This is a genomic window from Sphingomonas sp. Leaf5 (genome assembly GCF_001421155.1).
Lineage (GTDB): Bacteria > Pseudomonadota > Alphaproteobacteria > Sphingomonadales > Sphingomonadaceae > Sphingomonas.
Map to the genome: position 1 here is coordinate 640,558 of NZ_LMJZ01000001.1, position 23,911 is coordinate 664,468.

The 23,911-nt window shown below is 66.0% G+C and carries 29 protein-coding genes; 13 read left to right on the top strand and 16 right to left on the bottom strand.

Annotated elements, in window-relative coordinates; translation table 11 throughout:
• Nucleotides 1–51: 51 nt before the first annotated feature.
• From ASE50_RS02930 to ASE50_RS02965, 8 genes are all read right to left on the bottom strand, one after another.
• On the bottom strand, nucleotides 52–261 hold the full coding sequence (locus ASE50_RS02930) for a hypothetical protein (protein ID WP_056004559.1): 210 nt from the start codon (nucleotides 259–261) through the stop codon (nucleotides 52–54).
• A gap of 67 nt (nucleotides 262–328) precedes the next feature.
• Nucleotides 329–541, bottom strand: a complete 213-nt coding sequence (locus tag ASE50_RS02935) for a cold-shock protein (protein WP_056395204.1) — start codon at nucleotides 539–541, stop codon at nucleotides 329–331.
• Between the two features lie 185 nt (nucleotides 542–726).
• A complete protein-coding gene (locus ASE50_RS02940) occupies nucleotides 727–1,143 on the bottom strand; it encodes a glycine zipper 2TM domain-containing protein (protein ID WP_056395205.1) in 417 nt (138 codons plus the stop codon).
• Nucleotides 1,144–1,229: 86 nt separating this feature from the next.
• Nucleotides 1,230–1,424, bottom strand: coding sequence for a hypothetical protein (locus tag ASE50_RS02945; RefSeq protein ID WP_414881662.1), 195 nt, complete (start codon nucleotides 1,422–1,424; stop codon nucleotides 1,230–1,232).
• Nucleotides 1,408–1,953: a hypothetical protein gene (locus ASE50_RS02950; protein WP_056395210.1), complete on the bottom strand. Its 546-nt coding sequence runs from the start codon at nucleotides 1,951–1,953 to the stop codon at nucleotides 1,408–1,410. Before ASE50_RS02950 ends, ASE50_RS02945 begins: the two co-directional genes overlap by 17 nt.
• Complete coding sequence (gene uvrA, locus ASE50_RS02955; RefSeq protein WP_056395212.1) at nucleotides 1,950–4,913, bottom strand: excinuclease ABC subunit UvrA; 2,964 nt, start codon at nucleotides 4,911–4,913, stop codon at nucleotides 1,950–1,952. The genes ASE50_RS02950 and uvrA overlap by 4 nt, the downstream gene beginning before the upstream one ends.
• The gene (locus ASE50_RS02960) at nucleotides 4,910–5,278 is read right to left on the bottom strand and encodes a GCN5-related N-acetyltransferase (RefSeq protein ID WP_200909448.1); all 369 of its coding nucleotides are present in this window, start codon (nucleotides 5,276–5,278) and stop codon (nucleotides 4,910–4,912) included. Before ASE50_RS02960 ends, uvrA begins: the two co-directional genes overlap by 4 nt.
• Complete coding sequence (locus ASE50_RS02965; protein ID WP_056395214.1) at nucleotides 5,275–6,081, bottom strand: DUF1206 domain-containing protein; 807 nt, start codon at nucleotides 6,079–6,081, stop codon at nucleotides 5,275–5,277. Before ASE50_RS02965 ends, ASE50_RS02960 begins: the two co-directional genes overlap by 4 nt.
• Before the next feature lie 130 nt (nucleotides 6,082–6,211).
• On the opposite strand from ASE50_RS02965, the gene ASE50_RS02970 reads away from it, so the two are divergent.
• Entirely contained in the window at nucleotides 6,212–7,030 is an 819-nt protein-coding gene (locus ASE50_RS02970; RefSeq protein ID WP_056395217.1) for an energy transducer TonB, read from the top strand.
• A 3-nt stretch (nucleotides 7,031–7,033) separates the two neighbouring features.
• Here ASE50_RS02970 and ASE50_RS02975 read toward each other — a convergent pair whose 3' ends face one another.
• Both ASE50_RS02975 and ASE50_RS02980 read right to left on the bottom strand, forming a co-directional pair.
• Nucleotides 7,034–7,492 (bottom strand): hypothetical protein, encoded by a 459-nt coding sequence (locus ASE50_RS02975; RefSeq protein WP_056395219.1) that lies wholly within the window; start codon nucleotides 7,490–7,492, stop codon nucleotides 7,034–7,036.
• Complete coding sequence (locus ASE50_RS02980) at nucleotides 7,492–7,920, bottom strand: copper chaperone PCu(A)C (protein ID WP_156347257.1); 429 nt, start codon at nucleotides 7,918–7,920, stop codon at nucleotides 7,492–7,494. Before ASE50_RS02980 ends, ASE50_RS02975 begins: the two co-directional genes overlap by 1 nt.
• Before the next feature lie 154 nt (nucleotides 7,921–8,074).
• Here ASE50_RS02980 and dnaK point away from each other — a divergent pair, with 154 nt between their 5' ends.
• From dnaK to ASE50_RS02995, 3 genes are all read left to right on the top strand, one after another.
• The gene (gene dnaK, locus ASE50_RS02985) at nucleotides 8,075–9,985 is read left to right on the top strand and encodes a molecular chaperone DnaK (protein ID WP_056395221.1); all 1,911 of its coding nucleotides are present in this window, start codon (nucleotides 8,075–8,077) and stop codon (nucleotides 9,983–9,985) included.
• A gap of 120 nt (nucleotides 9,986–10,105) precedes the next feature.
• Nucleotides 10,106–11,230 carry a molecular chaperone DnaJ gene (gene dnaJ, locus ASE50_RS02990; protein WP_056395223.1) on the top strand — a complete coding sequence of 375 codons (1,125 nt, stop codon included), beginning with the start codon at nucleotides 10,106–10,108 and terminating at the stop codon, nucleotides 11,228–11,230.
• Between the two features lie 159 nt (nucleotides 11,231–11,389).
• Nucleotides 11,390–11,938, top strand: a complete 549-nt coding sequence (locus tag ASE50_RS02995; protein WP_056395225.1) for a GNAT family N-acetyltransferase — start codon at nucleotides 11,390–11,392, stop codon at nucleotides 11,936–11,938.
• Nucleotides 11,939–12,038: 100 nt separating this feature from the next.
• On the opposite strand, the gene purB is transcribed toward ASE50_RS02995, so the two are convergent.
• Nucleotides 12,039–13,349 carry an adenylosuccinate lyase gene (gene purB / locus ASE50_RS03000; protein WP_056395227.1) on the bottom strand — a complete coding sequence of 437 codons (1,311 nt, stop codon included), beginning with the start codon at nucleotides 13,347–13,349 and terminating at the stop codon, nucleotides 12,039–12,041.
• A gap of 208 nt (nucleotides 13,350–13,557) precedes the next feature.
• On the opposite strand from purB, the gene ASE50_RS03005 reads away from it, so the two are divergent.
• Entirely contained in the window at nucleotides 13,558–14,028 is a 471-nt protein-coding gene (locus tag ASE50_RS03005; RefSeq protein WP_056395233.1) for a hypothetical protein, read from the top strand.
• A 344-nt stretch (nucleotides 14,029–14,372) separates the two neighbouring features.
• Here ASE50_RS03005 and ASE50_RS03010 read toward each other — a convergent pair whose 3' ends face one another.
• The 4 genes from ASE50_RS03010 to ASE50_RS03025 form a co-directional block, all read right to left on the bottom strand.
• Nucleotides 14,373–14,921 (bottom strand): sugar O-acetyltransferase, encoded by a 549-nt coding sequence (locus ASE50_RS03010; protein ID WP_056395235.1) that lies wholly within the window; start codon nucleotides 14,919–14,921, stop codon nucleotides 14,373–14,375.
• Nucleotides 14,918–15,604: a RadC family protein gene (radC, locus tag ASE50_RS03015; RefSeq protein WP_056395236.1), complete on the bottom strand. Its 687-nt coding sequence runs from the start codon at nucleotides 15,602–15,604 to the stop codon at nucleotides 14,918–14,920. Before radC ends, ASE50_RS03010 begins: the two co-directional genes overlap by 4 nt.
• 180 nt (nucleotides 15,605–15,784) lie before the next feature.
• A complete protein-coding gene (gene map, locus ASE50_RS03020) occupies nucleotides 15,785–16,549 on the bottom strand; it encodes a type I methionyl aminopeptidase (RefSeq protein ID WP_056395238.1) in 765 nt (254 codons plus the stop codon).
• A 1-nt stretch (nucleotide 16,550) separates the two neighbouring features.
• On the bottom strand, nucleotides 16,551–16,757 hold the full coding sequence (locus tag ASE50_RS03025) for a ParD-like family protein (protein WP_056395240.1): 207 nt from the start codon (nucleotides 16,755–16,757) through the stop codon (nucleotides 16,551–16,553).
• 180 nt (nucleotides 16,758–16,937) lie between these two features.
• On the opposite strand from ASE50_RS03025, the gene ASE50_RS03030 reads away from it, so the two are divergent.
• The 3 genes from ASE50_RS03030 to ASE50_RS03040 are packed head-to-tail and all read left to right on the top strand — an operon-like array spanning nucleotide 16,938 to nucleotide 20,685.
• Nucleotides 16,938–20,108 (top strand): YdbH domain-containing protein, encoded by a 3,171-nt coding sequence (locus ASE50_RS03030; RefSeq protein WP_235512109.1) that lies wholly within the window; start codon nucleotides 16,938–16,940, stop codon nucleotides 20,106–20,108.
• Nucleotides 20,105–20,299: a YnbE family lipoprotein gene (locus tag ASE50_RS03035; RefSeq protein WP_056395242.1), complete on the top strand. Its 195-nt coding sequence runs from the start codon at nucleotides 20,105–20,107 to the stop codon at nucleotides 20,297–20,299. The genes ASE50_RS03030 and ASE50_RS03035 overlap by 4 nt, the downstream gene beginning before the upstream one ends.
• 2 nt (nucleotides 20,300–20,301) lie before the next feature.
• Nucleotides 20,302–20,685, top strand: a complete 384-nt coding sequence (locus ASE50_RS03040; protein ID WP_056395244.1) for a YdbL family protein — start codon at nucleotides 20,302–20,304, stop codon at nucleotides 20,683–20,685.
• Between the two features lie 140 nt (nucleotides 20,686–20,825).
• Here ASE50_RS03040 and ASE50_RS03045 read toward each other — a convergent pair whose 3' ends face one another.
• Entirely contained in the window at nucleotides 20,826–21,011 is a 186-nt protein-coding gene (locus ASE50_RS03045; RefSeq protein WP_056395246.1) for a hypothetical protein, read from the bottom strand.
• A gap of 165 nt (nucleotides 21,012–21,176) precedes the next feature.
• On the opposite strand from ASE50_RS03045, the gene ASE50_RS03050 reads away from it, so the two are divergent.
• From ASE50_RS03050 to ASE50_RS03070, 5 genes are all read left to right on the top strand, one after another.
• Complete coding sequence (locus tag ASE50_RS03050) at nucleotides 21,177–21,497, top strand: AtpZ/AtpI family protein (RefSeq protein ID WP_055998530.1); 321 nt, start codon at nucleotides 21,177–21,179, stop codon at nucleotides 21,495–21,497.
• A gap of 37 nt (nucleotides 21,498–21,534) precedes the next feature.
• Entirely contained in the window at nucleotides 21,535–22,320 is a 786-nt protein-coding gene (locus tag ASE50_RS03055) for a F0F1 ATP synthase subunit A (RefSeq protein WP_056395249.1), read from the top strand.
• 40 nt (nucleotides 22,321–22,360) lie between these two features.
• Complete coding sequence (locus ASE50_RS03060) at nucleotides 22,361–22,588, top strand: F0F1 ATP synthase subunit C (RefSeq protein WP_055998526.1); 228 nt, start codon at nucleotides 22,361–22,363, stop codon at nucleotides 22,586–22,588.
• Between the two features lie 105 nt (nucleotides 22,589–22,693).
• The gene (locus ASE50_RS03065; RefSeq protein WP_056395251.1) at nucleotides 22,694–23,185 is read left to right on the top strand and encodes an ATPase; all 492 of its coding nucleotides are present in this window, start codon (nucleotides 22,694–22,696) and stop codon (nucleotides 23,183–23,185) included.
• Entirely contained in the window at nucleotides 23,178–23,810 is a 633-nt protein-coding gene (locus ASE50_RS03070; RefSeq protein ID WP_056395253.1) for a hypothetical protein, read from the top strand. Before ASE50_RS03065 ends, ASE50_RS03070 begins: the two co-directional genes overlap by 8 nt.
• Nucleotides 23,811–23,911 lie beyond the last annotated feature (101 nt).

Here is a 23,911-nt window from a genome sequence, read left to right on the forward strand (position 1 = left end):
AATTGTACCTTTCGTGTATCACCCGGTCCAACGACCGGGCCACGCGCAGGTTCAATCGTGGGCGAGCGTTTCCGACCGGCGAACGGTCGCGGCTTCGCGGATCAGGCGCTGCTCGGTGGTGCGTTCGGCGCGCTCGGCCATTTCGGTCCACGCATGCTCGGCACGGCGGCAACGGTCGCGGACATTGTCCAGCGTCGCGGCATCGGCATTGGCGCGTTCGACGGCGGCACGGGCGCGGTAGGCTTCGGAGGTGTCAGCCAAGGGGGCGGGACCTTTTACTTGCTGGAGGAAGGTGCGGGCGGACGATCCGCCCGCACCCACGAACCGATCAGTCGGCGGCGGTCAGGTTCACCGCGCTCACGCGACCGCGGCGATCCTCTTCCAGCTCGTATCCGACGCGCTGGTTCTGGTTCAGCGTCACCATCCCGGCGCGTTCCACGGCCGAGATATGGACGAAAGCGTCTTCGCCGCCATTATCCGGCGCGATGAAGCCATAGCCCTTGTCCATGTTGAAAAATTTTACGGTGCCAAGCGTGGCCATGCAGGTTCCTTTCGATTTGCAGGCGACGGAACGCCCATCACCCGCGCCGTAGACAGCAGGGAAAGAAGGAACATGCCGCAAAGCAGGACACCATCGATTTGCGACTGTAGCGAAGCGGAAATGGGGATCGACCCGCCCCCTTGCAAGGGAGCGGGCCAATCGAACGTCGAAATGGCTGAACGAGGTTAGCGGCAGCGTACGTTGTTGCGGTCGATCGCCTGACCGCCGGCCGCCCCGGCCGCGCCGCCGAGCAGCGCACCCAGCAGCCCCGAACCGCCGGGACGCAGTGCCGAACCCAGTACGCCGCCTGCGATACCGCCGACGATCAGGCCGGTCGTACCATCGGTGCGGCGGCAATAATAACGGCCGTCCTGCCCGACATAGACCCGGTCGTTGCGCGACAGGCGGCGCTCGCGATACCGCCGGTCGTCGCGATAATAACGCGCCGCATCATATCCGTTGTACGACGGATCGGGCCGGTCATAATCATAACGGCCATAGCCGGCATCGGCATAGCGCGGACCACCGCCGCCCATGCCATAATCGGAACATCCGGAAACAAGGGTGGCAGCGGCGACGAGGCCGAGGGTAAGCGCACGCATGTCAACAGGTCCTTCGCTTGATATCGATCAAGTCCGAATGCCGTGCGGGAAAGGTTGTTCCGTACGTTTTCTCTGTACCGAAGGCTTTACCAGCGCCCGCCCGCCGCTTCGATCGCGGCCAGCAACGCGCGCTTGCTTTCGGTCCGGTTGTCACCGGCATTGCGCGGCAGTTCGGGATTGCCGAGCGCGGCACGGCGCTCGATCAGGCGCGCCGCAAAAGCCGCATGATCGATACGAGGGCCAGGCCATGCTTCCCGTTCGGGATCACAAATCGTCGACACCATAATCGCCCGAGCTTTCTTCGCGTATCCGTCGCTCAAGATAATCGAGATCGAGGCCCGAATGAAGGCCGAACAGCAACCGCGCCTGATCGATACGGTTGGCGGCAGTGCCGGACGCATATTGGCCCATGCGATCGGCGATCAGGTCCTCGATACCGAGAATGGCAAAGTTAGCTCCCGGCGTGAGATTTTCGATCAGGTGGATGCGATCACGATCCACCAGACCGTCAAGGGGCGTACTGCCGACGACTTCGAACCCCAGGCTCAGCCCCGGGTGCATCCATCCGCGCGTCGCCATGCCCGCACCGCTGGGACGCACGAAACCATGGTCACGCAAGACCGCTTCAAATTCGGGCTGCACCCGCGAACAAACGTCGAAATCGCCGGTCGAAACCGCGCTGCCCGACCAATATTCGACGGCCGCCCTGCCGACCAGGATCGGGCGGGGCCGGCCCGTTCCCCACAACGCTTCACTGACGGCGGCAAACATCCGTAGCGCCGCCTCAAACGGGGCGCGCCACAGGGTCACTCCGCCGCCTGTGCCCGTGCCGGATCGAGCAACGGCTTGAGATACTTGCCCGTGAAGCTGCCCTCGACCGCTGCGACCTTTTCCGGCGTGCCTTCGGCGACCACGCGGCCGCCCTTGACGCCGCCTTCGGGGCCCATGTCTAAAATCCAGTCGGCGGTCTTGATGACGTCGAGATTATGCTCGATCACCACGACCGTATTGCCCTGCTCGACCAGCTGATGCAGCACTTCCAGCAGCTTGCGGACGTCCTCGAAATGCAGGCCGGTGGTCGGTTCGTCGAGGATATACAGCGTATTGCCCGTCGCGCGGCGTGCCAGTTCCTTGGCCAGTTTCACCCGCTGCGCCTCGCCGCCCGACAGTGTCGTCGCCTGCTGCCCGACCTTGACGTACCCAAGGCCGACCTCGGCCAGCATCGCCATCTTGTCGCGGATCGGCGGCACCGCCTTGAAGAACTCGACCGCGTCCTCGACCGTCATGTCGAGCACGTCGGCGATGCTCATCCCCTTGAACTTCACCTCCAGCGTCTCGCGATTATAACGTGCGCCATGGCACACGTCGCACGTCACATAAACGTCGGGCAGGAAGTGCATCTCGATCTTCAGCACGCCGTCGCCCTGGCACGCCTCGCACCGGCCGCCTTTCACGTTGAAGCTGAACCTGCCGGGCTTGTAGCCACGTGCCTGCGCCTCGGGGAGCCCCGCGAACCAGTCGCGGATCTGCGTGAACGCCCCGGTGTAGGTCGCCGGGTTCGACCGCGGGGTGCGGCCGATCGGCGACTGGTCGATGTCGATCACCTTGTCGAGATGTTGCAGCCCGGTGATCTTGTCATGCTTGCCCTGCACGATCCGCGCACCGTTCAGCGTGCGGGCGGCAGCGGCATAGAGGGTGTCGATGGTGAAGCTCGACTTGCCCGATCCCGACACGCCGGTGATGCAGGTAAAGGTGCCGAGCGGCAGCGACGCGGTGACGCCGGTCAGGTTGTTGGCGGTGGCGTTATGCACCGTCAGCTTCTTGCCATTGCCCTTGCGCCGCTTGTCCGGCAGCGGCACCATCCGGGTACCGTTCAGGTAATCGGCGGTGATCGACCCCTTCGACTTCAGCAGCTGTTTCAGCGTTCCCTTGGCGACGACCTCGCCACCATGAACGCCCGCGCCCGGCCCCATGTCGATGACGTAATCGGCAGTGCGGATCGCATCCTCGTCATGCTCGACCACCAGCACGGTGTTGCCGAGGTCGCGCAGCCGGCGCAGCGTGGCGAGCAGCATGTCGTTATCGCGCTGGTGCAGCCCGATCGACGGCTCGTCGAGCACGTACAGCACCCCCGACAGCCCGCTGCCGATCTGCGACGCCAGCCGGATCCGCTGGCTCTCGCCGCCCGACAGCGTGCCGCTGGTCCGGTCGAGGTTCAGATAGTCGAGCCCGACATTGTTCAGGAAGCCGAGCCGCTCGACGATTTCCTTCAGGATCGACTGCGCGATCGCCTTTTGCTGGTCGTTGAAATGCTCGGGAAGCGACTGGAAGAACCGCAGCGCATCGACCACCGACAAATGCGTGGCATAGGCAATGTCCTGCATCGCGATCTTCACCGCCAGTGCCTCGGGCTTCAAGCGCGCGCCGTGGCAGGTCTCGCACGGCTGCGACGCCTGATATTTGGCCAGTTCCTCGCGCATCCACGCGCTTTCGGTCGACAGCATCCGCCGGTTGAGATTGCCGAGCACGCCCTCGAACGGCTTCTTGACGTCATACGCCTTCTTGCCGTCGATGAAGGTCAGCGTCACCGGCTTGCCGGCGGTGCCGTGCAGGATCACCCGCTGCGCTTCCTCGGGCAGATCCTTCCACCCGGTGTCGAGCGAGAAGTCGTATGCCTTGGCCAGCGACCCCAGCACCTGCATATAATAGGGGGAGGGCGGGTTGGACTTCGCCCATGGCACCACCGCGCCCTTCTTGATCGACAGTTCGTGGTTCGGGACGATCAGGTCCTCGTCGAACTCCAGCCGCTCGCCAAGGCCGTCGCACGCCGGGCAGGCCCCTTGTGGCGCGTTGAAGCTGAACAGGCGCGGCTCGATCTCGCTGATCGTGAAGCCGCTGACCGGACAGGCGAATTTTTCGGAAAAGACGATGCGGTTGTCGGGGATGCCGGCGCCTTTCAGCTTGCCGGTCTGCGGTGCGGCCTCGGTCGCGCGGTCGCCCTGTTCGCTGGCGACTGGCGGGTTGCCCGGCTGCGCCTCCGCCACCGTCGTTTCCAGCAGATCGACATAGGCGAGGCCGTCGGCCAGCTTCAACGCGGTCTCGAAACTCTCGGCCAGCCGCGTCGCCGCATCGGCGTTCACGACCAGCCGGTCGACCACGACCTCGATGTCATGCTTGAACTTCTTGTCGAGCGCGGGCGCATCCTCGATCAGATGGACCTCGCCATTGACCCGCACGCGTTGGAACCCGGCCTTCTGCCATTCGGCCAGTTCCTTGCGATACTCGCCCTTGCGCCCGCGCACGACCGGCGCGAGCAGCAGCAGCCGCGTCCCTTCGCGCAGCGCCAGCACCCGGTCGACCATCTGGCTGACCGTCTGCGCGCTGATCGGCAGGCCGGTGGCGGGGGAATAGGGCACGCCGACCCGCGCCCACAGCAACCGCATGTAATCGTAGATTTCGGTGACCGTCGCGACCGTCGATCGCGGATTGCGGCTGGTCGTCTTCTGCTCGATCGAAATCGCCGGCGACAGCCCCTCGATATGCTCGACGTTCGGCTTCTGCATCAGCTCGAGGAACTGGCGCGCATAGGCCGACAGCGATTCGACGTAACGTCGCTGCCCCTCGGCATAGATGGTGTCGAAGGCGAGCGACGATTTGCCCGAACCCGACAGGCCGGTGATGACCGTCAGCGTATCGCGCGGAATGTCGATATCGACACCCTTGAGGTTATGCTCCCGCGCACCGCGGACGGAGATATGGGTCAGGCTCATGCGGTCCGTTCTATCTTCGTTCTTGTGGAATTGCCAGCGGATGACATGGGGGTGCCGCCTGCCGGTTTCGAGGGGGCCCTGCCGCGCCAGTCGAGCGAGCGGCGGTTCAGCTCGGTCAGATCGACCGTGCCGGCGATCGCCGCCTCGCCCAGCACGACCGCGCGCGCCAGCGCCGCCGGATCGGCATGGATATAGGCCGGACGCGCGCTGACATGATCGTACCACACGCCGCCGAACGCATTGTCGAGCAGGATGCGCTGGAAACAATGGTCGGCCCGCACCGGCCAGCCGCGTGTCGCCGCCAGCCCCGGCAGTTCCCGCCGCGTCAGGTCGAGCCACCGCGCCTGCATCGCATCGCCGGTCATGCCGGCAGATCGACCGAGATCCGCCGCCAGCGCGCTTCCACGAAGCTGTAGATCCCGAAGGCGACGAAGCCGAGACCGGTCGCGGTCAGCAGCCACCGCCCGCCGGTCTGGCCTTGCAGCGTCGCCAGCGCATGGGCCATGCCGCCTGCCTCGTCGGCATCGGCGGCCCATGCCGCGGTGACGAAGAACAGGGCGATCAGCGCGAAGACCAATCCGCGCGCGCCATAGCCGATGCGGCCGATGGTGCAGACATGGCCGGGCACCGGCGTATCGCGCCCCAATTCGCGCGCGAAGCTGCCGTCCCACGCCTTCTTCGCCTGCTGCAACGCCGCGCCGAGCAGCCCGGCGGCGACCAGCGCCACCAGCACCCGCCCCATCGGCTGGTCGAGCAGCCATGCGGTCCAGTCGTGGGTGCTTTCCTCGCTCCCGACCCGGCCACCGGCATCGCTGGCATGGACGGCCAGTTTCGCGGCGGTCCACGCTAGGACGACGTGGGCGATGCCGCTGATCGCGTGGCCGGCGCGCTTGAACGCACCCTTGGCGGTCGTGCCCTGCGCTTCGGGATCGGTGATCGCCTCGGCCAGCCGCCACAGCGCATAGCCGGCGAGGCCCGCCGCCATCGCCGCCAATATCCATTCGCCGAACGGTTCGTCGGCGAGGCTGGCGATCGCGCCCTGATTGTCGCCCACCTTCCCGCCGCGCAGTGCCGCATCGACCGCGAACCACCCGACGAGGCAATAGACGATGCCCCGCGCCGCAAAGCCCAGTCGGGCAAGGAGCGTGGCGCCGTGTCGGGTGGTCATCGCACGCAAGCCTTTCAAATCGTTTCGCGCGGCCAACCATTTGCGGGCGGGTGCGGTTCCGGTCCGTATCGATGCTTGCGATTTCACAGGGCCGCTGTCAGCATCGCAGCGGGGAATAGGGGCTGACGCGATGCGACTACTGTTACCGGCCGCGCTGTTGATCGGGCAGGCCAGTGCGGGCACCGCACCACCGCTGGCGCCGGTCGGTCGGTGGACCGTCGACTATGCCGAAAAGATGTGTGTCGTCAGCCGGAGCTATGGCGACCCGGCGCATCCGATCATCGTCGCATTCAAACCCACACCGTTCGGCGAGTTCATGCAGTCGGTAATTCTCGGCAGCCGCGTGCAACTTGGTAAGGAAGGGTGGCTCGATCTGACGCTGGAGGCACCCGGACGTACCTTCGACAAGAAGCAGCCCGGAACCCGCGTCTATTTTCCGAAAGGCGACAAGGCGGTACTGACCTTCTACATCAGTCGTGCCGAATTCGAAGGACTGGTCGATGCTCCGACCTTTACCGTGCGTCCGAAAAGTGGACCGGTCATCTCCGTCGGGCTGGCGATGACCGAGGCGCTGCTGCCGGCACTCAAGAAGTGTGAAGTCGATCTGATGGAGCAGTTCGGCTACGATCCGGAGAAGGTCGCCGCGGTCGTGACGCGCGCGGAAGGCGAACGCCCGGGCGACTGGATCAATTATGACGATTATCCGTCATCTGCGCTGTCGAAGCATGAACAGGGCAATGTCGTCATCGCGTGGACCATCGCCGCCAACGCCCGCGTGACCGACTGCAAAGTCATTGAGTCGTCGGGATCGAACGATCTCGACAAGGCCGCCTGCGGCGCCATTCTCCGTCGCGGCCGCTATTTTCGCCCGGCACTCAATGCTGCCGGCAACCCGGTCGAATCCTATTCGACCCGCCGCGTCCTGTGGCAATTGCCGCGAGGGGGATAGTCCTTACCGCCCGAACGGCAGCAACGCCTCATACACTGCCAGTGGCGGCTTGCCCTTCACCGCCGCCCCCTGCCGGAGCAGAAAGGCGTGGCGGACGATCTCCGCCTGCTGCTCGATCCCGTATGCCGCGAACGGCTTTCCCGGCACGATCGCATAGCGATAGGTGCACAGTGGATGCCGCATCAGCGGCAGCCAGTATCGCCCGCGATGCTGGGTCTGATGGATATGCATCATCTCATGCAGGAACAACGCGGCCAGATCGCGCCCCGCGCTTGCGAAATCGTCGCGGTACAGCGTGCCGCCCGGATGGAAATGGATGCAGCCGGTCGGTGCCATCGCGACCTGTTTCGGCTGAAAGAACGCCCATTTTGCATTCGCCACCCGCGCCCGGTCATAGGCGATCTCGTCGCCGAACATCGTTCGGGCAAGGTCGATTTCGGAAGCGGTGAGGGGGCGTTTCATTACGGCTCCGGATCGCCCGCGGCTACCAGTTTTGCATCGACCGTCACCTTCGAACCATCCTCGAAGGCGAAGGTCATCGGGATGCTGCCCCCCGCGCGCAGATCGGGCGAAAGGCCGAACAGCATGATATGCTTTCCGCCGGGGCTGAAGCCGATGGACCCTTCGACCTTGACCTTGTCGAGCGCACGCATCGCCATCATGCCGCTATGGCCCGCCATGCTCTTGTGCAGTTCGGCCCGCTGGACCGCCGGGCTGGCGACGCTGGTCAGCACGTCGTTCCCGGACCCGCCACGCACCGTCGCATAGCCCGCCGCCGGCCGTCCCGGGACCGCGGGCAGGCGCACCCAGGCGTCGTCGACGCTCGGACCCTTCTGACACCCCGACAGCATCAACGCCGCGACCAACGTTGCCGCCCACTGTGTCTTCACGTCCACGCTCCTGTCCCGTTGCGGTTCCCTATGCCGCGCATAATCTTGCGGCAAGCCGAACCCTGCCTATATCCGCCTCCGGAACGACCCGCTTGGCACCTCCCCGTGCCGGTCGGGCCAGACATTATTTCAACCCGGGGGCCAATGAGGGACCATGGCTAAAGTTATCGGTATCGATCTGGGCACGACGAACAGCTGCGTCGCGGTGATGGAGGGCGGTAGCCCCAAGGTCATCGAGAACGCCGAAGGCGCACGGACCACGCCGTCGATCGTCGCTTTCGCCAAGGATGGCGAGCGTCTGATCGGCCAGCCGGCCAAGCGTCAGGCAGTGACGAACGGCGACAACACGATCTTCGCGGTGAAGCGCCTGATCGGCCGCCGCTTCGACGATCCGGTCACCAAGAAGGACACCGAACTGGTTCCCTACACCATCGCGCGCGGGCCGAACGGCGATGCGTGGGTGAAGGCGGGCGGCGAGGAATATTCGCCGTCGCAGATCAGCGCGTTCATCCTGCAGAAGATGAAGGAAACGGCGGAGTCGTATCTCGGCGAAACCGTGACGCAGGCGGTCATCACCGTGCCGGCCTACTTCAACGATGCTCAGCGTCAGGCGACCAAGGACGCCGGCAAGATCGCCGGTCTCGAAGTCCTGCGCATCATCAACGAACCGACGGCGGCGGCGCTCGCCTACGGCCTCGACAAGGACAATAACAAGACCATCGCGGTCTATGACCTTGGCGGCGGCACGTTCGACATCTCGGTCCTCGAAATCGGCGATGGCGTGTTCGAGGTGAAGTCGACCAACGGCGATACCTTCCTCGGCGGCGAAGATTTCGACGCGAAGATCGTGCAGTTCCTGGCGGACGAGTTCAAGAAGGTCGAAGGCATCGACCTGACCAAGGACAAGCTGGCGCTTCAGCGGCTGAAGGAAGCCGCCGAAAAGGCCAAGATCGAGCTGTCCTCGACCCAGACGACCGACGTCAACCTGCCGTTCATCACCGCCGACGCGACGGGGCCGAAGCACCTCGTCAAGTCCATCACCCGCGCCGATCTGGAGCGGCTGGTCGAGGATCTGGTGAAGCGGACGCTGGAGCCGTGCAAGAAGGCGCTGGCCGATGCCGGCGTGCAGGCGAGCGCGATCGACGAAGTCGTGCTGGTCGGCGGCATGACCCGCATGCCGCGCGTCCGCGAAGTCGTGAAGCAGTTCTTCGGCAAGGAACCGCACACCGGCGTGAACCCCGACGAGGTCGTGGCGATCGGTGCCGCGATCCAGGCGGGCGTGCTGCAGGGTGACGTGAAGGACGTGCTGCTGCTCGACGTGACCCCGCTGTCGCTGGGCATCGAGACGCTGGGCGGCATCATGACCCGCATGATCGACCGCAACACCACCATCCCGACCAAGAAGTCGCAGGTCTATTCGACCGCCGACGACAATCAGGGGGCGGTGACGATCCGCGTGTTCCAGGGCGAACGCGAAATGGCGCAGGACAACAAGATGCTGGGTCAGTTCGATCTGGTCGGCATCCCGCCCGCGCCGCGCGGCGTGCCGCAGATCGAGGTCACGTTCGACATCGACGCCAACGGCATCGTCAACGTGTCGGCCAAGGACAAGGGTACCGGCAAGGAGCAGCAGATTCGAATCCAGGCATCGGGTGGCCTGTCGGACAACGACATCGACCAGATGGTCCGCGACGCCGAACAGTTCGCGGAAGAGGACAAGAAGCGTCGTGCCGGCGCCGAAGCCAAGAACAACGCGGAATCGCTGATCCACACCACCGAGCGTCAGCTTGCCGACAATGGCGACAAGGTCGACGCCTCGCTCACGGCCGAGATCGAAGCCGCGGTGGCCGAGACCAAGGCAGCGGTCGAGAGCGGCGACAGCGAGCGCATGACCGAAAAGAGCCAGGCGCTGGCACAGGTCGCGATGAAGCTGGGTCAGGCGATCTACGAAAAGCAGCAGCAGGCCGAAGCCTCGCCCGCTGCCGACACCGCGCAGGAGAAGAAGGCCGACGACGACGTCGTCGACGCCGAATTCTCGGAAGTCGACGACAGCCGCAAGGCGTAAACCAACGCCCCTCCCTCTCCCCCTTGGGGGAGAGGGCCGGGGAGAGGGGGTGTGTCGGGCGGTTCGTTTCGGACGGCCCCTCTCCCAAACCCTCTCCCCCATGGGGGAGAGGGCTTTTTGATGACCACCGAAGTCGATTTCTACGAACTGCTCCAATGCGAGCGGACCGCCGATGCGCAGACGATCAAATCGTCCTACCGCAAGCTCGCGATCAAATATCACCCGGACAAGAATGCCGGCTGCAAGGATTCCGAGGCGAAGTTCAAGGCGATCAACGAAGCCTATGACTGCCTGAAAGACCCGCAGAAGCGTGCGGCGTACGACCGCTACGGCCATGCCGCGTTCCGCCAGGGGGCGGGCGGTGCCGGGGGCGGCGCGCAGGATTTCAACGGCTTTTCCGACATCTTCGAAAGCGTCTTCGGCGAATTCATGGGCGGCGGGCGGCAGGGCGGTCGCGCCGGCCCCCGGCGCGGTGCCGACCTGCGCTACGACATGGAAGTCACGCTCGAAGAGGCGTTCCACGGCAAGAACACGCAGATCACCGTCGACGTCTCGACCAGCTGCGCCCCGTGCGGCGGCAGCGGCGCGTCGCCGGGCACCAAGGCGCGGGCGTGCCAGACCTGTGCGGGCCATGGCAAGGTGCGGGCGCAACAGGGCTTTTTCGTCGTCGAGCGCGCCTGCCCGACCTGCCACGGCGCGGGACAGGTGATTGCCGATCCGTGCCCGGTCTGTAACGGCGAGGGGCGGGTCGACCAGACCAAGACGCTGGAGGTCAACGTACCCCCCGGCGTCGACGAAGGCACGCGCATTCGCCTGACCGGTGAGGGCGAGGCGGGGGCACGCGGTGCGCCGGCCGGCGATCTCTACATCTTCCTTCACGTCAAGCGCCACGCGCTGTTCGAACGCGAAGGGACCGCGCTCCACGCACGCGCGCCGATCAGCTTCACGACCGCGGCACTGGGCGGATCGATCGAGATTCCCGGTCTCGACGGGCAGAAGCACAGCATCCGCATCCCGGTGGGCATCCAGTCGGGCAAGGAACTGCGCCAGCGGGGTGCCGGCATGCCGGTGTTGCAGGGGCGCGGCCATGGCGACATGGTCATCCATATCGAGGTGGAAACCCCGACCCGCCTGTCGACCCGGCAAAAGGAACTGCTCGAGGCCTTCCGCGAGACCGAGACCGGCGACGAATGCCCCGAATCGAGCGGTTTCTTCAGCCGCCTGAAGACCGCGCTCGGCGGGTAGGGCGCAACGCCGACCGGTTCGGCACCCCGGCGCGGGCGGGAATCCATTGTATCGGGTGTTCGCGGCCGGTAGGCGGGCGCTCCGCCGTCCATCGGTCCCGGCCCGCGCCGGGATGACGCGTGGGATGAACGTCGATCGCTATCGAGGAATGAAGCTGCCATGACCGTCCAATGGCGTCCCGCCCGCGCCGACGACGCGCCGCGCATCGCCGCGCTCGCCCGTGCCGAACTGGGCGATTATGGCGAGGCGGCCGACCTCTACGCCGAACGCATCGCGCTCAGCGCCGCGGGCTGCTGGGTCCTTGCCGACGACGACGCGCTCGTCGGCCATTGCATCAGCCATCCGTGGCACCGCCTTGCGCCACCGGCGATGCACACGCTGCTGGGCGACCTGCCGCCCAGCGCCGATTGCTGGTATCTCCACGACGTCGTCGTCGCCCCGGCCGCACGCGGCACCCGGGCGGTCGAACGCCTGCTCCCGATCCTCGACGACATTGCCACGCGCCGCGCCATCCCGGTGCTCGCGCTGATCGCGGTCGGCGGGGCCGATGCCTATTGGGCACGACAGGGCTTCATCGCCGCCCCCGGCGGCGCGGCAGGGTTCGGCGCGGATGCCGTCTATATGGAGCGACCGGTAGCCTGCTCCGCCGAGGGCGCGCGAATATCCGGTAGTATCGCCACGGCGCACCCGAACCCGACGACGCTATAGCGGCAACACGCGATCCGTCGGCGGCGGGATCATCTCGCTCGCAACGACCCGCGCGATCCCATCCACCCCGCCGGACCAATGCCCGGCGGGGCGCGCACAATCACGCCTGTCCGAACACCCGGGCGAAGATCGTGTCGACATGCTTGTAATGGTAACCGAGATCGAACCGGCTCTCGATCTCCTCCGCCGACAGGGCGGCGGCGACGTCGGGATCGGCCTTCAGCAGTTCGAGCAGCGACAGCTCGCCGTCCGATTCCCACACCTTCATCGCGTTACGCTGGACCCAGCGATACGAATCCTCGCGGCTGGCCCCCGCCTGCGTCAGCGCCAGCAGCACCCGCTGCGAATGGACGAGGCCGCCCATCTTGTTCAGGTTCTTCTCCATCCGCGCTGGATAGACGACCAGCTTGTCGATCACGCCGGTCAGGCGGGCGAGCGCGAAGTCGAGCGTGATCGTCGCGTCGGGGCCGATATAGCGTTCGACCGACGAGTGCGAGATGTCGCGCTCATGCCACAGCGCGACATTCTCCAGCGCCGGCGTCACATAGCCGCGCACCATGCGGGCCAGGCCGGTCAGGTTTTCGGTCAGCACCGGGTTGCGCTTGTGCGGCATCGCCGACGAACCCTTCTGCCCCGGCGAGAAATATTCCTCCGCCTCCAGCACTTCGGTACGCTGCAAATGGCGGATTTCGGTGGCCAGCCGCTCGATCGATCCGGCGATCACGCCCAGCGTCGCGAAATACATCGCATGGCGGTCGCGCGGGATGACCTGCGTCGATACCGGCTCGACGCTCAGCCCCATCTTCTGCGCGACATGTTCCTCGACGCGCGGATCGATGTTGGCGAACGTGCCGACCGCGCCCGAAATCGCGCAGGTCGCCACTTCCGCCCGCGCATTGCGCAACCGGGTGCGGCAGCGATCGAACTCGGCATAGGCCTGTGCCAGCTTCAGCCCGAACGTCACCGGCTCGGCATGGATGCCATGACTGCGCCCGATCGTCGGGGTCAGCTTGTGCTCGCGCGCGCGCCGCTCGATCACCGCCAGCAGCTTGTCGAGATCGGCGAGCAGGATGTCCGACGCCCGCGCCAACTGGACGGCGAGGCAGGTGTCGAGCACGTCCGAGCTGGTCATGCCCTGATGCAGGAAGCGCGCTTCCGGTCCGGTCCGCTCCGACACATGCGTCAGGAACGCGATGACGTCGTGCTTCGTCTCCGCCTCGATCGCGTCGATCCGCGCGACGTCGAAATCGGCGTCGTTCATCGCCCAGATCTTCTCGGCGGCCTGTTTCGGCACCACGCCCAGTTCGGCCAGCGCGTCGGTGGCATGCGCCTCGATCTCGAACCAGATACGGAATCGCGACTGGGGCTCCCACAAAGCGGTCATTTCGGGGCGGGAATAGCGCGGAATCATCGGCGGGCCTTTCAAAACGGGCGAACGGTTTGCCGCGCCCTAGCAACAAGTCGGGGATGAATCGAGCCTGTCCTGCGATAGACGAGCCACGAAAGGGGCTTCAATCGAACCCGAAACGACCTAGATACGTTTCGTCATCGCACAGTCGTTCGAACGATGTTCGGACCGGCTGGATGAAAGACCGAAGCAATCCGAAAGGAAAAATTCGATGATGAAGCAACTTCTTCTCGCCAGCGCCGTCCTGATGTCGACTCCTGCATTTGCGCAGGATGCAGCACCGGCACAAACGACTGCCCCGACTGCGCAGACGGTGCCCGCTGATCCGGCCGCGACTGCTGCCGACCCCGCCGCATCGGCAACGCAAGTGACCCCGGCCGATCCGGCGACGCAGACCGCGCAGACCACCGCCGAAGCGGGACAGCCCGCCAGCGGCACGCAAATCGCGCAGATCGTCGAGGCCGAATTTCCGAAATATGACAAGGACGGGAAGGGCCAGTTGACCGAAAAGCAGTTCGGCGAATGGATGGTCGCGCTGCGCTCGGCGAGCGAACCCGGCGTGACCGCCGAAAAGCCGGCGGTGAAGACGTGGGTCAAACAGGCTTTCGCACAGGCCGACAAGGACAAGTCGAAGGCGGTATCCAAGGCCGAGTTGACCAGCTTCCTGAGCCAGAGCGCCTGACGTCCTGCCAACGCCGATATCGATACGACCGCTGGGAGCGATCCCGGCGGTTTTCTTCGTGTTGGCGGGCGCACCGCCTTCCCAATTCCGAACGTCACCCCGGACTTGATCCGGGGTCCCGCTTCTTCTGCGGCAACCCCCGCCACCGGCAGGAAGAAGAAAGAAATGGTTCACGCGGAGGCGCGGAGGGGTTGCGTCTGTCAAGACGGTATCCGCGTCAGCGGCTGCATCTTTCGCGGCAGCGCGCAATAAGGTCTCCCGAATGCGGGCCGTCCGCCCGGTGCGCAACCCCTCCGCGCCTCCGCGCCTCTGCGCGAACCAACTTCTTCTTTCTATGCAGACGGCTACCGAACCCGCGCCGGATTCCCCGCCACCGTCGCCCCGGCCGGTACATCGCGCGTAACCACCGATCCGGCACCGATGATCGCATCGTCGCCGACCGTGATCCCCGGCAGCAACAGCGCACCGCCACCGATCCACACATTTGCCCCGATCACGATCGGCTGCCCGAATTCCAGCGTCTGCGCCCGCACCGCCGGATCGCGCGGATGGTCGGCGGTCAGGATCTGCACCCCCGGCCCGATCTGCGTCTTCGCGCCGATCGTCACGGGGCATACGTCGAGGATGACGCAGCCGAAGTTTAGGAACACCCCGTCGCCGAGGGTGATGTTATACCCGTAATCGATGTGGAAGGGCGGCCGGATGTTGACGCCGTCGCCGACCGATCCCAATCCGTCGCGCAGGATCGCCAGCCGCTCGACCGGGTCCATCGCCAGCATCGCGTTATAGCGGTCCATCCACCGTCCCGCCGCCGCGCAATCGGCGACCAGCTCGGGATCGCCCGCGTCATACAGGTCGCCGGCGATCATCTTCTGCTTGTTCGACAGCGTCATAACATTCCCTGTGCGCGCAGGCTCGTATGCCCTTTCGCGCCGATGATGAGGTGGTCGTGGACGGTGATGCCCAGCGGCTTGCCCGCCGCCGCGATCTGCCGCGTCAGGTCGATATCGGCGCGGCTGGGGCTATGGTCGCCGCTCGGATGGTTATGGACCAGTATCAGCGCCGCCGACCCCAGATCGAGCGCGCGGTGGATCACCTCGCGGGTATAGAGGGGCGCTTCGTCCAGCGTCCCCTCGGCGACCAGTTCGTCGCGGATCAACAGGTTACGGGTATTCAGGTGCAGCACCCGGATCCGCTCGACCGCCTGATGCGCCATGTCGGCATGGAGATAATCGAGCAGCGCCTGCCAGTTCGACAACACCGGGCGCGCCAACACCTGCGCCTGCAACATCCGCGTCGCCGCGCACTGCGCGATGCGGATCGCGGCGACGGCGGTGTCGCCCATGCCCGCGACCTTGCCCAGCGCCGCCGGATCGGCCGACAGCAACCCGCCGATCCCGCCGAATTCGTGCAACAACGTCTTGGCCAGCGGCTTGGTATCACGCCGGGGAATGGCCAGCGTCAGCAGATATTCGATCAGTTCATGATCGAGCAGCGCTTCCCCGCCATGCTCCAGCAACCGCCCGCGCAGCCGCGCGCGGTGTCCGGTGCCATCGGTTTCGGGCGGGGTGTTCATGCGGGCGTCGTAGCCGATCGGGCAGGGGCGGGCGAGGGGGTGCGTTCCGTTGACGAAGCGAAGACCAGCATCAACCCTCTCGTCATCCCCGCGCAGGCGGGGATCCATACACGCTGCCCTATCGGCGCTACCACAGCCGTTAGCGCCAATGGATTCCCGCCTCCGCGGGAATGACGGACGCTAACCCTGCACCTCATCCCGCCGCAACGTCAGCACCTCGACCCCGTCCGCCGTCACCGCGACGGTATGTTCGAACTGCGCCGACAATTTCCCGTCGCCGGTCACGACGGTCCAGCCATCGTCCCCGGTCTCGACCCGGCGGGTGCCCTGATTGACCATCGGTTCGATCGTGAAGGTCATGCCCTCACGCAGCCGCACACCCTTGCCCGGCTTGCCGAAATTCATCACCTCGGGCGCTTCGTGCATCTCGCGGCCGATGCCGTGGCCGCAATAGTCGCGGACCACCGAATAGCCGTTCTTCTTGGCATGGCGTTCGATCGCGAAGCCGATATCGCCAAGGTGCGCGCCGGGCTTCACCTGCCGGATGCCCTGCCACATCGCTTCCTGCGCGACCTTCACCAACCGCCGCGCGGCGGGCGCGACCGCGCCGACCAGATAGGTCTTGCTCGAATCGGCGATGAACCCGTTCTTTTCCAGCGTGATGTCGAGGTTGATGATATCGCCGTCACGCACGATCGTGTCGGCATCGGGCACGCCGTGACACACGACCTGATTGATCGAGCAATTCAGCACGAACTTGAACCCGTACTGCCCCTTGCTCGCGGGCCTTGCGGCAAGGTCGTGGGTGATGAAGCGCTCGACCAGATCGTTGATCGCCAGCGTCGACATGCCGGCCAGGTTCGTGTCGTCGAGCATTTCGAACACGCGGGCCAGCAGCCTGCCCGAAATGCGCATCAGCGCAACTTCGTCCGGGGTCTTGACCATGTCAGGCGGCGATCGCGTCGACGGGCGGGACCTGCACGGCGGCCAACTCTGCACGGACGATGTCGGTGAACGGCAGCGTCGGGTTCGCTTCGGCCAACATCCCGATCTTCATCCAGAATTCGGCCTGCGCATTGATCGACCGGCACATCACCGCGCTCGCCCGGCGAACTTCGGCGTGCAAAGCGTCGTCAATCTTCACGATCCCCATGGTCGGCTGTCCTCCTGATCCGCGATACGGACCATATATGGTTCATATGCTTACGGGTCAAATATGGACATTCGCTACGTGTAACCTTCGCCAACTTCCGTTGCGCAGCCGGAACCGTTTGCTGCCTCTCGCGCTTGACCCCGGCGGGCCGAACCGCGACGGACGGGGCGAAACAGCGGAGTGGGTGGTCTGGGCGTTGACGACGATCGGGCGGAGCAGGCCGAAGCGCCGCCGCGTCGCGCCGGTCGCAGGCGGCGTCGCTTCGCGCGGGTGCTGCTGCTCGTCTGCCTGATCGTCCTCGCGCTGGCGGCCCTGCTGTGGACGCAACGGCGCTCGATCGCCGACGATATCGTCCGCCGCGAACTCGAACGCCGCGGCGTCACCGCCCGCTACCGCGTCGCCGAAATCGGCTTCGGGCGGCAGCGTCTGGTCGACGTCGTCCTAGGCGATCCCAAGGCCCCCGACCTCGTTGCCGACTGGGTGGAGATCGATACCAGGGTCGATCTGAACGGCGCACAGGTCACCGGCGCACGGGTCGGACAGGCCCGCCTGCGCGCGACGCTGCGGCCCGATGGCAAAGTCTCGTTCGGACAGATTGATCGCCTGCTTCCGCCGCCCTCGGGCAAGCCCTTTGCGCTCCCCGATTTCGACGTCGCGGTCGATGACGGTCGCATCCGTCTCGCCACCCCCTATGGCCTCGTCGGTGCGAAGCTGGCCGGGCGTGGCAATCTCGCCAACGGCTTTGTCGGGCGGTTGGCGGCGGTGTCCGAACGCCTGTCGCTGAACGGCTGCGGCATCGACCGTCTGGCACTGAACGTATCGCTCCGTACCGCCACGACCGGACCGTCGCTGACCGGCCCCGTGCGGGCGCGGCAGGCGGTCTGCGGCGATGTCCGGCTGGATTCGCCGGTGATCCGCCTTGACGCGAAGCTCGCGCCGGCCCTCGACCGCTGGCGGGGTCAGGCCGACGTCGCGGCGGCGGCGGTCGCCGCGCCCCAGACCCGCGTCGCCGATCTTGCGGGCAAGATCGGCTTCGACGGCACCGCACAGGGCACGCGCGGGACGCTCGACCTTGCGTCGGGCGCATTCGATCTGCCGCAACTGGGCGGTGCCGGCCTGTCGATCGCCGGCCGCTATCAGGTCGGCGGCGTCCTCGCCTTCGAAGGGCGGATCGGCGCGCGTGGCGCGAGGCTTGCCGACCCGATGATCGCGCAAATCGAGGCGTCGGGTACCGCCGCCGACGGCCTTCCGGTCGCGCCGCTGCTGCGCGCGGCGTCCCGGGCGGCGGGGCAGGCGGCGCGCCGTTTCGACCTGTCCGCCGACGTCGCCGCACGCCCGCTCGCCGCCCGGATCGACCGGATGGCGTTCATCGCCGCCAATGGTGCCCGCGTCACGCTGCGCGACGGTCCGGTCCGCTGGGTTTCGGGCAAGGGCGTAACGCTGAACGGTACGCTGGCGATGGGCGGGGGCGGGCTGCCGGTCGCGAGCATCCGCCTGTCGCATGCCGGACCCGGTGCGCCGGTGACCGGCACAGCGATGGTGCAGCCCTATGCGGCCGGCGACGCCCGGCTGGCGCTTGCACCCGTCCGGTTCCGCACGGCAGGCAACGGAGCGACCCGGATCGAAACACGCGCCGAACTGAGCGGACCGATCGGCGATGGTCGGGTCGAACGACTGGCGGTGCCGATCGATGCGCGTTGGGACGGGGGCGGGCGGCTGACCGTCAATGCCGATTGCGTGCCCGTCGCCTTCGATCGGCTGCGCGTTTCGGCACTGTCCCTCGATGCCACGCGGTTGCGGCTATGCCCACAGGACGGGGCGATGCTGCGGCTTGCCCGTGGCCGCGTCGGTGGCGGGGTCGGCATCGGAGCGACGCAATTGCGCGGCACCCTCGGCGGCACGCCGCTCGCGCTCGCCGCGAGTGGTGGCCGCTTCGGATTGGCCGGCATGACGTTCGCACTGGACGGCGTGAAGACCCGCCTGGGCAGTCCGGAACGTGTCAGCGTCCTCGATATCGGCACGCTCACCGGCCGCATCGCCAACGGCGTCGTCACCGGCGGGTTCGAACGGGGCGAGGGGCAGATCGGCAACGTCCCCCTGCTGATCCGGGAGGCGTCGGGCGACTGGAAACTGGCGGGTGGCGTGCTGTCGCTGAACGGCGATGTCGGCGTCCGCGACGCAGCACCCGACCCCCGGTTCGAACCGCTGCGCAGCGACGATTTCCGACTGACGCTGAACGGCAACGCCATTCGCGCCGGTGGTACGCTGAGGCACCCGACCAAGGGGGTGAAGGTCAGCGACGTGACCATTGCCCACGACCTTGCCACCGGGCGCGGCGATGCGGTGCTCGATGTGCCCGGCATCGCCTTTGGCGACGCGTTTCAGCCCAATGAACTGACGCGCCTGACGTTCGGCGTCATCGCCGACGTGAAGGGCAGCGTGTCGGGACGGGGCAAGATCGCGTGGAGTCCCGAGGGTGTCACCAGCACCGGCGTGTTCCGCACCGCCGGAACCGACCTTGCCGCCGCCTTCGGCCCGGTCACCGGCCTGTCGGGCGAGATTCGCTTCACCGACCTGTTGGGGCTGGTCAGCGCGCCTGGGCAGGTGGCGACGATCGCCGAGGTCAATCCGGGTATCGCCGTGACCGACGGCGTCGTCCGCTATCGCCTGATCGAAGGGCAACGGATCCAGATCGAGGGCGGACGCTGGCCGTTGGGCGGTGGCGAGATGATCCTCGAACCGACCATCCTCGATTTCGCTGAGGATCGTGAACGGCGCATGACGTTCCGGGTGAAGGGGGTCGATGGCGGGCTGTTCCTGCAACAGTTCGCCTTCGACAATCTCAACGCGTCGGGCACGTTCGACGGCGTGCTGCCGATGATCTTCGATGCCAATGGCGGCCGGATCGAAGGGGGTAAGCTGCGGTCGCGGGGTGCCGGCAACCTGTCCTATGTCGGGGAAGTATCGAAGGAAGATGTCGGCTTCTGGGGCAATCTGGCCTTCCAGGCGCTGAAATCGATGAACTATCGCGGCCTGACGATCGAGATGGACGGTCCGATCGCCGGCGAGATGGTGACCGCGATCCGCTTCTCCGGGGTCAGCCAGGGGACGGGGACCTACAGCAATTTCCTGATTCGGCGGCTGGCGCGGCTCCCCTTCGTATTCAACGTGCGGATCAAGGCACCCTTCCGCCAATTGATCGATTCGGTGCAGAATTATTATGATCCCAAGCGGCTGATCGAACGCAACCTGCCCGCGCTCCAAGCCGAACAGCGCCGCCGCGAACAGGGCTTGCCGCCGGCCCCGCTCGACACCACCATTCAGCCTTCCGAAAGCGAGACCGTGCCATGACGCGAACCGTGACCATGCTGCGATTCCTGACAATGGGTGCCGCTTCCTGTGCGGCGGCCGGGTGTGTGAACGTCTCCGCGCCCGACAAGCCGATCGTCATCAACTTGAACATCAACATCACGCAGGAAGTGGTGTATCGTCTCGATGGAGAAGCGAAGACGCTGATCCAGGACAATCCGGGGATATTCTGACCATGCATGCTTTCGTGAAATACGGTCTCGCCGCAGCCGCCATCGTCGCGGTCGCCGGGGTTGCCGGCACCGCATGGGCGCAGCGCGATCCCGCCTATCAGGCCGCTCGTGCCGCGGGTCAGGTCGGCGAGCAACCCGATGGCTATCTGGGCGTGGTCGGCGGCGGCACGCCGGAGCTTCGCGCGCTCGTTGCGAACATCAATATCCAGCGCAAGGCGGCATACACGCGCGGCGCACAGGCGGGCGCGACGGTCGAGCAATTCGCGTTCGTCTCGGGCTGCAACCTGATCGCGCAGACCAAGCCGGGCGAGAAGTACAAGACGCCGGGTGGCGGCTGGGAAACGCGCGGCAGCGGCGCGCCGGAGCGCGACCCGCGCTGTGTGTAAGGGTTGAAGATTAACCGCTGACAAGCTATGTCTCGAAAGCGGTATCAGAATTCAGTGATACACCTCCAGACCCCGGTCGTGCCAGCGGCCGGGGTCTTCTACGTTACGGGGCCGGCTGCCAGGCCGACCCCGTCCCGCCGCTACTTCGAGCGGGCGACCTCGATGAATTTCAGCACCAAGGTCGCGAAAGCCACTATCAGGATAGTTACGCCGATGATGACGGTTGCGGTATCGTCATCCAGGTCAATCACCTCCTTTGCGGTCGATGTATCGGCCGCGGGACCGATGTGGCGGGCAGGTAAAAGCCGGTCTGTACCAATCGTCATCGAATTTCGGTGCAAGCTCCGTCATCCTCCGTTCATCGTCCCGAAAGGTTTCGGCGCGAACGCTGTGGTTGACTCCAAACCGTCACCTTCCTAAAGCGCGCCTGCCTTGGCGGGCTCGCCATCCGGCGGATTCCGGCCCGGCCTTTGAAGGTCTTGGGAGGAAGCATGGCGGAGAACGAGCCTGGACTAGACCCCTTGCCCGAAGACGCCCGGATCACCTCGCTCGATGAGCGGCTGGATCGGGCGAAGAAGGACGAGGCGATCCGGACCGGTCAGGCGCGTGACGAAGCGGGGGAAAAGAACTACCGCCTCGGTAATCGCGTGCTGGCCGAATTGATCGGTGGAATGGTCGGGGGAGCGGTGATCGGCGGTACGCTCGATTATCTGCTCGGCACCTCGCCTTGGCTCCTGCTCGTGTTGCTGACCCTCGGGATCGTCAGCGCGTTCAGGAACATCATCAGGATTTCGAACCGGCGTCCGGACTGAAAGTTTCGGGCGCCTTGGCATATCGGGGCGAAGCGACGTGGCGCAGGCAGGCAAGATCGATCCGATGCACCAGTTCGAGGTGCAGACGATCTTCAACATTCCGCTCGGCGATACCGTCCTGCCGTTCACCAATTCGGCGCTGTGGATGATCGTCGCGGCGATCGCGTTGTTCGTGTTCATGATCGGCGGCATGAAGCAGCAGCAGGTGCCCGGTCGCTGGCAGATGGCGGTCGAGGGCTTCACCGGCTTCATCGACAAGCTGCTGGCGGCGAATATCGGGCATGAGGGGCGCAAGTATCTTCCCTATGTCTTCTCGCTGTTCATGTTCATCCTGTTCGCGAACGTCGTCGGGCTGCTGCCGTTCGGTCTGATCGGGCTGCACCCGTTCACCGTCACCAGCCATTTCACCGTGACCGGCGTCCTCGCCATCGCCAGCTTCTCGATCGTGCTGGTCGTCGGCCTGTTCAAGCATGGCCTGCGTTTCTTCAGCCTGTTCGCGCCGAAGGGCACGCCGGTTCCGGTGCTGCTGCTGGTCGCGCCGATCGAGTTCGTGTCGTTCATGGTCCGTCCGTTCAGCCTCGCGCTGCGACTGTTCGTCGCGATGACCGCGGGCCACATCCTGCTGAAGGTGCTGGCGGGTTTCATCATCAATTCGACTGCCGCCGGTGCGGGCATCGGCGTGCTGGTCAGCGTGCCGAGCTTCGCGCTGATGGTCGGTGTGTCGGCCCTCGAAATGCTGGTCGCCGGCGTACAGGCCTATGTCTTTGCGCTGTTGACCTCGCTCTACATCAACGATGCCGTGCACCTGCACGACCATCACTGATCCCAACCCAAACATAGATTTTTCCAAGGGAGTTTTCGACATGGAAGCAGACGCCATCAAGTTCCTCGGCGCCGGTCTGGCCGCCATCGGTGCCGGCCTCGCGGCACTCGGCGTGGGCAACGTCTTCGCAGCGTTCCTGCAGGGCGCACTGCGCAACCCGTCGGCCGCTGCCAGCCAGCAGGGCAACATGTTCATCGGCTTCGCCGCCGCCGAACTTCTCGGCCTGCTGGCGTTCGTCGTTGCAGTGCTGCTGATCTTCGTCGCGTAACTGCGTGACGCCCGGCGCGGGGTTGCCCGCGCCGGATCTCCGGCCCCATGGGCCGGTTTCGGCCGGACGATGGCGTCCGGTCGACCAGACAATACGGGACGTTTCATGCCGCAAATCGAGCAGCTCGCCGCGACCTGGGGGTCGCAGGTCTTCTGGCTGGTGCTGACCTTCGGCATCGTGTTTCTGGTCGTCGGCCTTGGCATGGTGCCCAAGGTACAGGGCACCGTCGACAAGCGCGATCAGGGCATCGCCGCCGATCTGGCCGCCGCCGATCAGGCGCGCAGCACCGCCGATGCCACCGAAGCCGCATGGCGTACCCGTGAAAATGCGAGCCGCGAGGCTGCGCAGAAGCTGCTGGCCGAAGCACGCGCCGCGGGCGCTGCCGCTGCCGCCGAAAGGCTGGCCGCTGCCAATGCCGATGTGCAGGCCCGCGTCGCCCAAGCCGAAGCCGACATCGCCGCGCAGCGCAACGCTGCCATGGCCGAAGTCGAACAGGTCGCCGCCGAAGCGGCGCAGGCGATCGTCGCCCGCGTGTCGGGCGTTCATGTCAGCGAACAGGACGCGCAAGGCGCGGTAAAGGCGGTGCTCCATGGCTAATCCGACCACGGCCGTGCATGGCAGCCCGACGCTGAACGAAGCGATCCACGAGGAAGGTCTGACCAAGACCGGCGTGAGCGCCGTCGAGAGCGAGCATGGCAGCACCACCGCCGCCAACCATCCCGATCCGACCGCGTTCGGCCTCGACGGCACCGGTTGGGTCAGCGCAGCGATGCTGCTGTTCCTGATCGTGCTGATCGTGAAGGGCGTACCGGCCGTGATCGGCCGGCTGCTCGACGGGCAGATCGCGGTGATCCGCACGCGCCTCGACGAAGCGCGCAAGCTGCGTGCCGAAGCCGAGGCGTTGCGTGACGAATATACCGCGAAGATCGCCGGGATCGAGGCACAAGCCGCTGAGATGGTCGCTCATGCCGAGGCCGAAGCGCAGGGGCTGCTGGCCAAGGCCGAAACCGATGCCGCCGACCTGACCCAGCGGCGGGCCAAAATGGCGACCGACAAGATCGCCGCCGCCGAGCGCGCCGCCATCGCCGAGGTCCGCGCGACCGCCGCCGATGCTGCCGCCAAGGCCGCGACCGCGCTGATTTCGACGCATCTGTCGGGCGATGCCGATCGCGCGCTGATCGACCGGACCATCGCCGGCCTGGGTGGCAATCGACTGAACTGATCGACTGTACCGACGCGTGTGCGCCGCCCTGCCGATCCGGCCGGGCGGCGTTTCGCGTTTTGGGGTGGCGCCTCTTTCGGGTTTCCGGCGCGCCCTCCCAT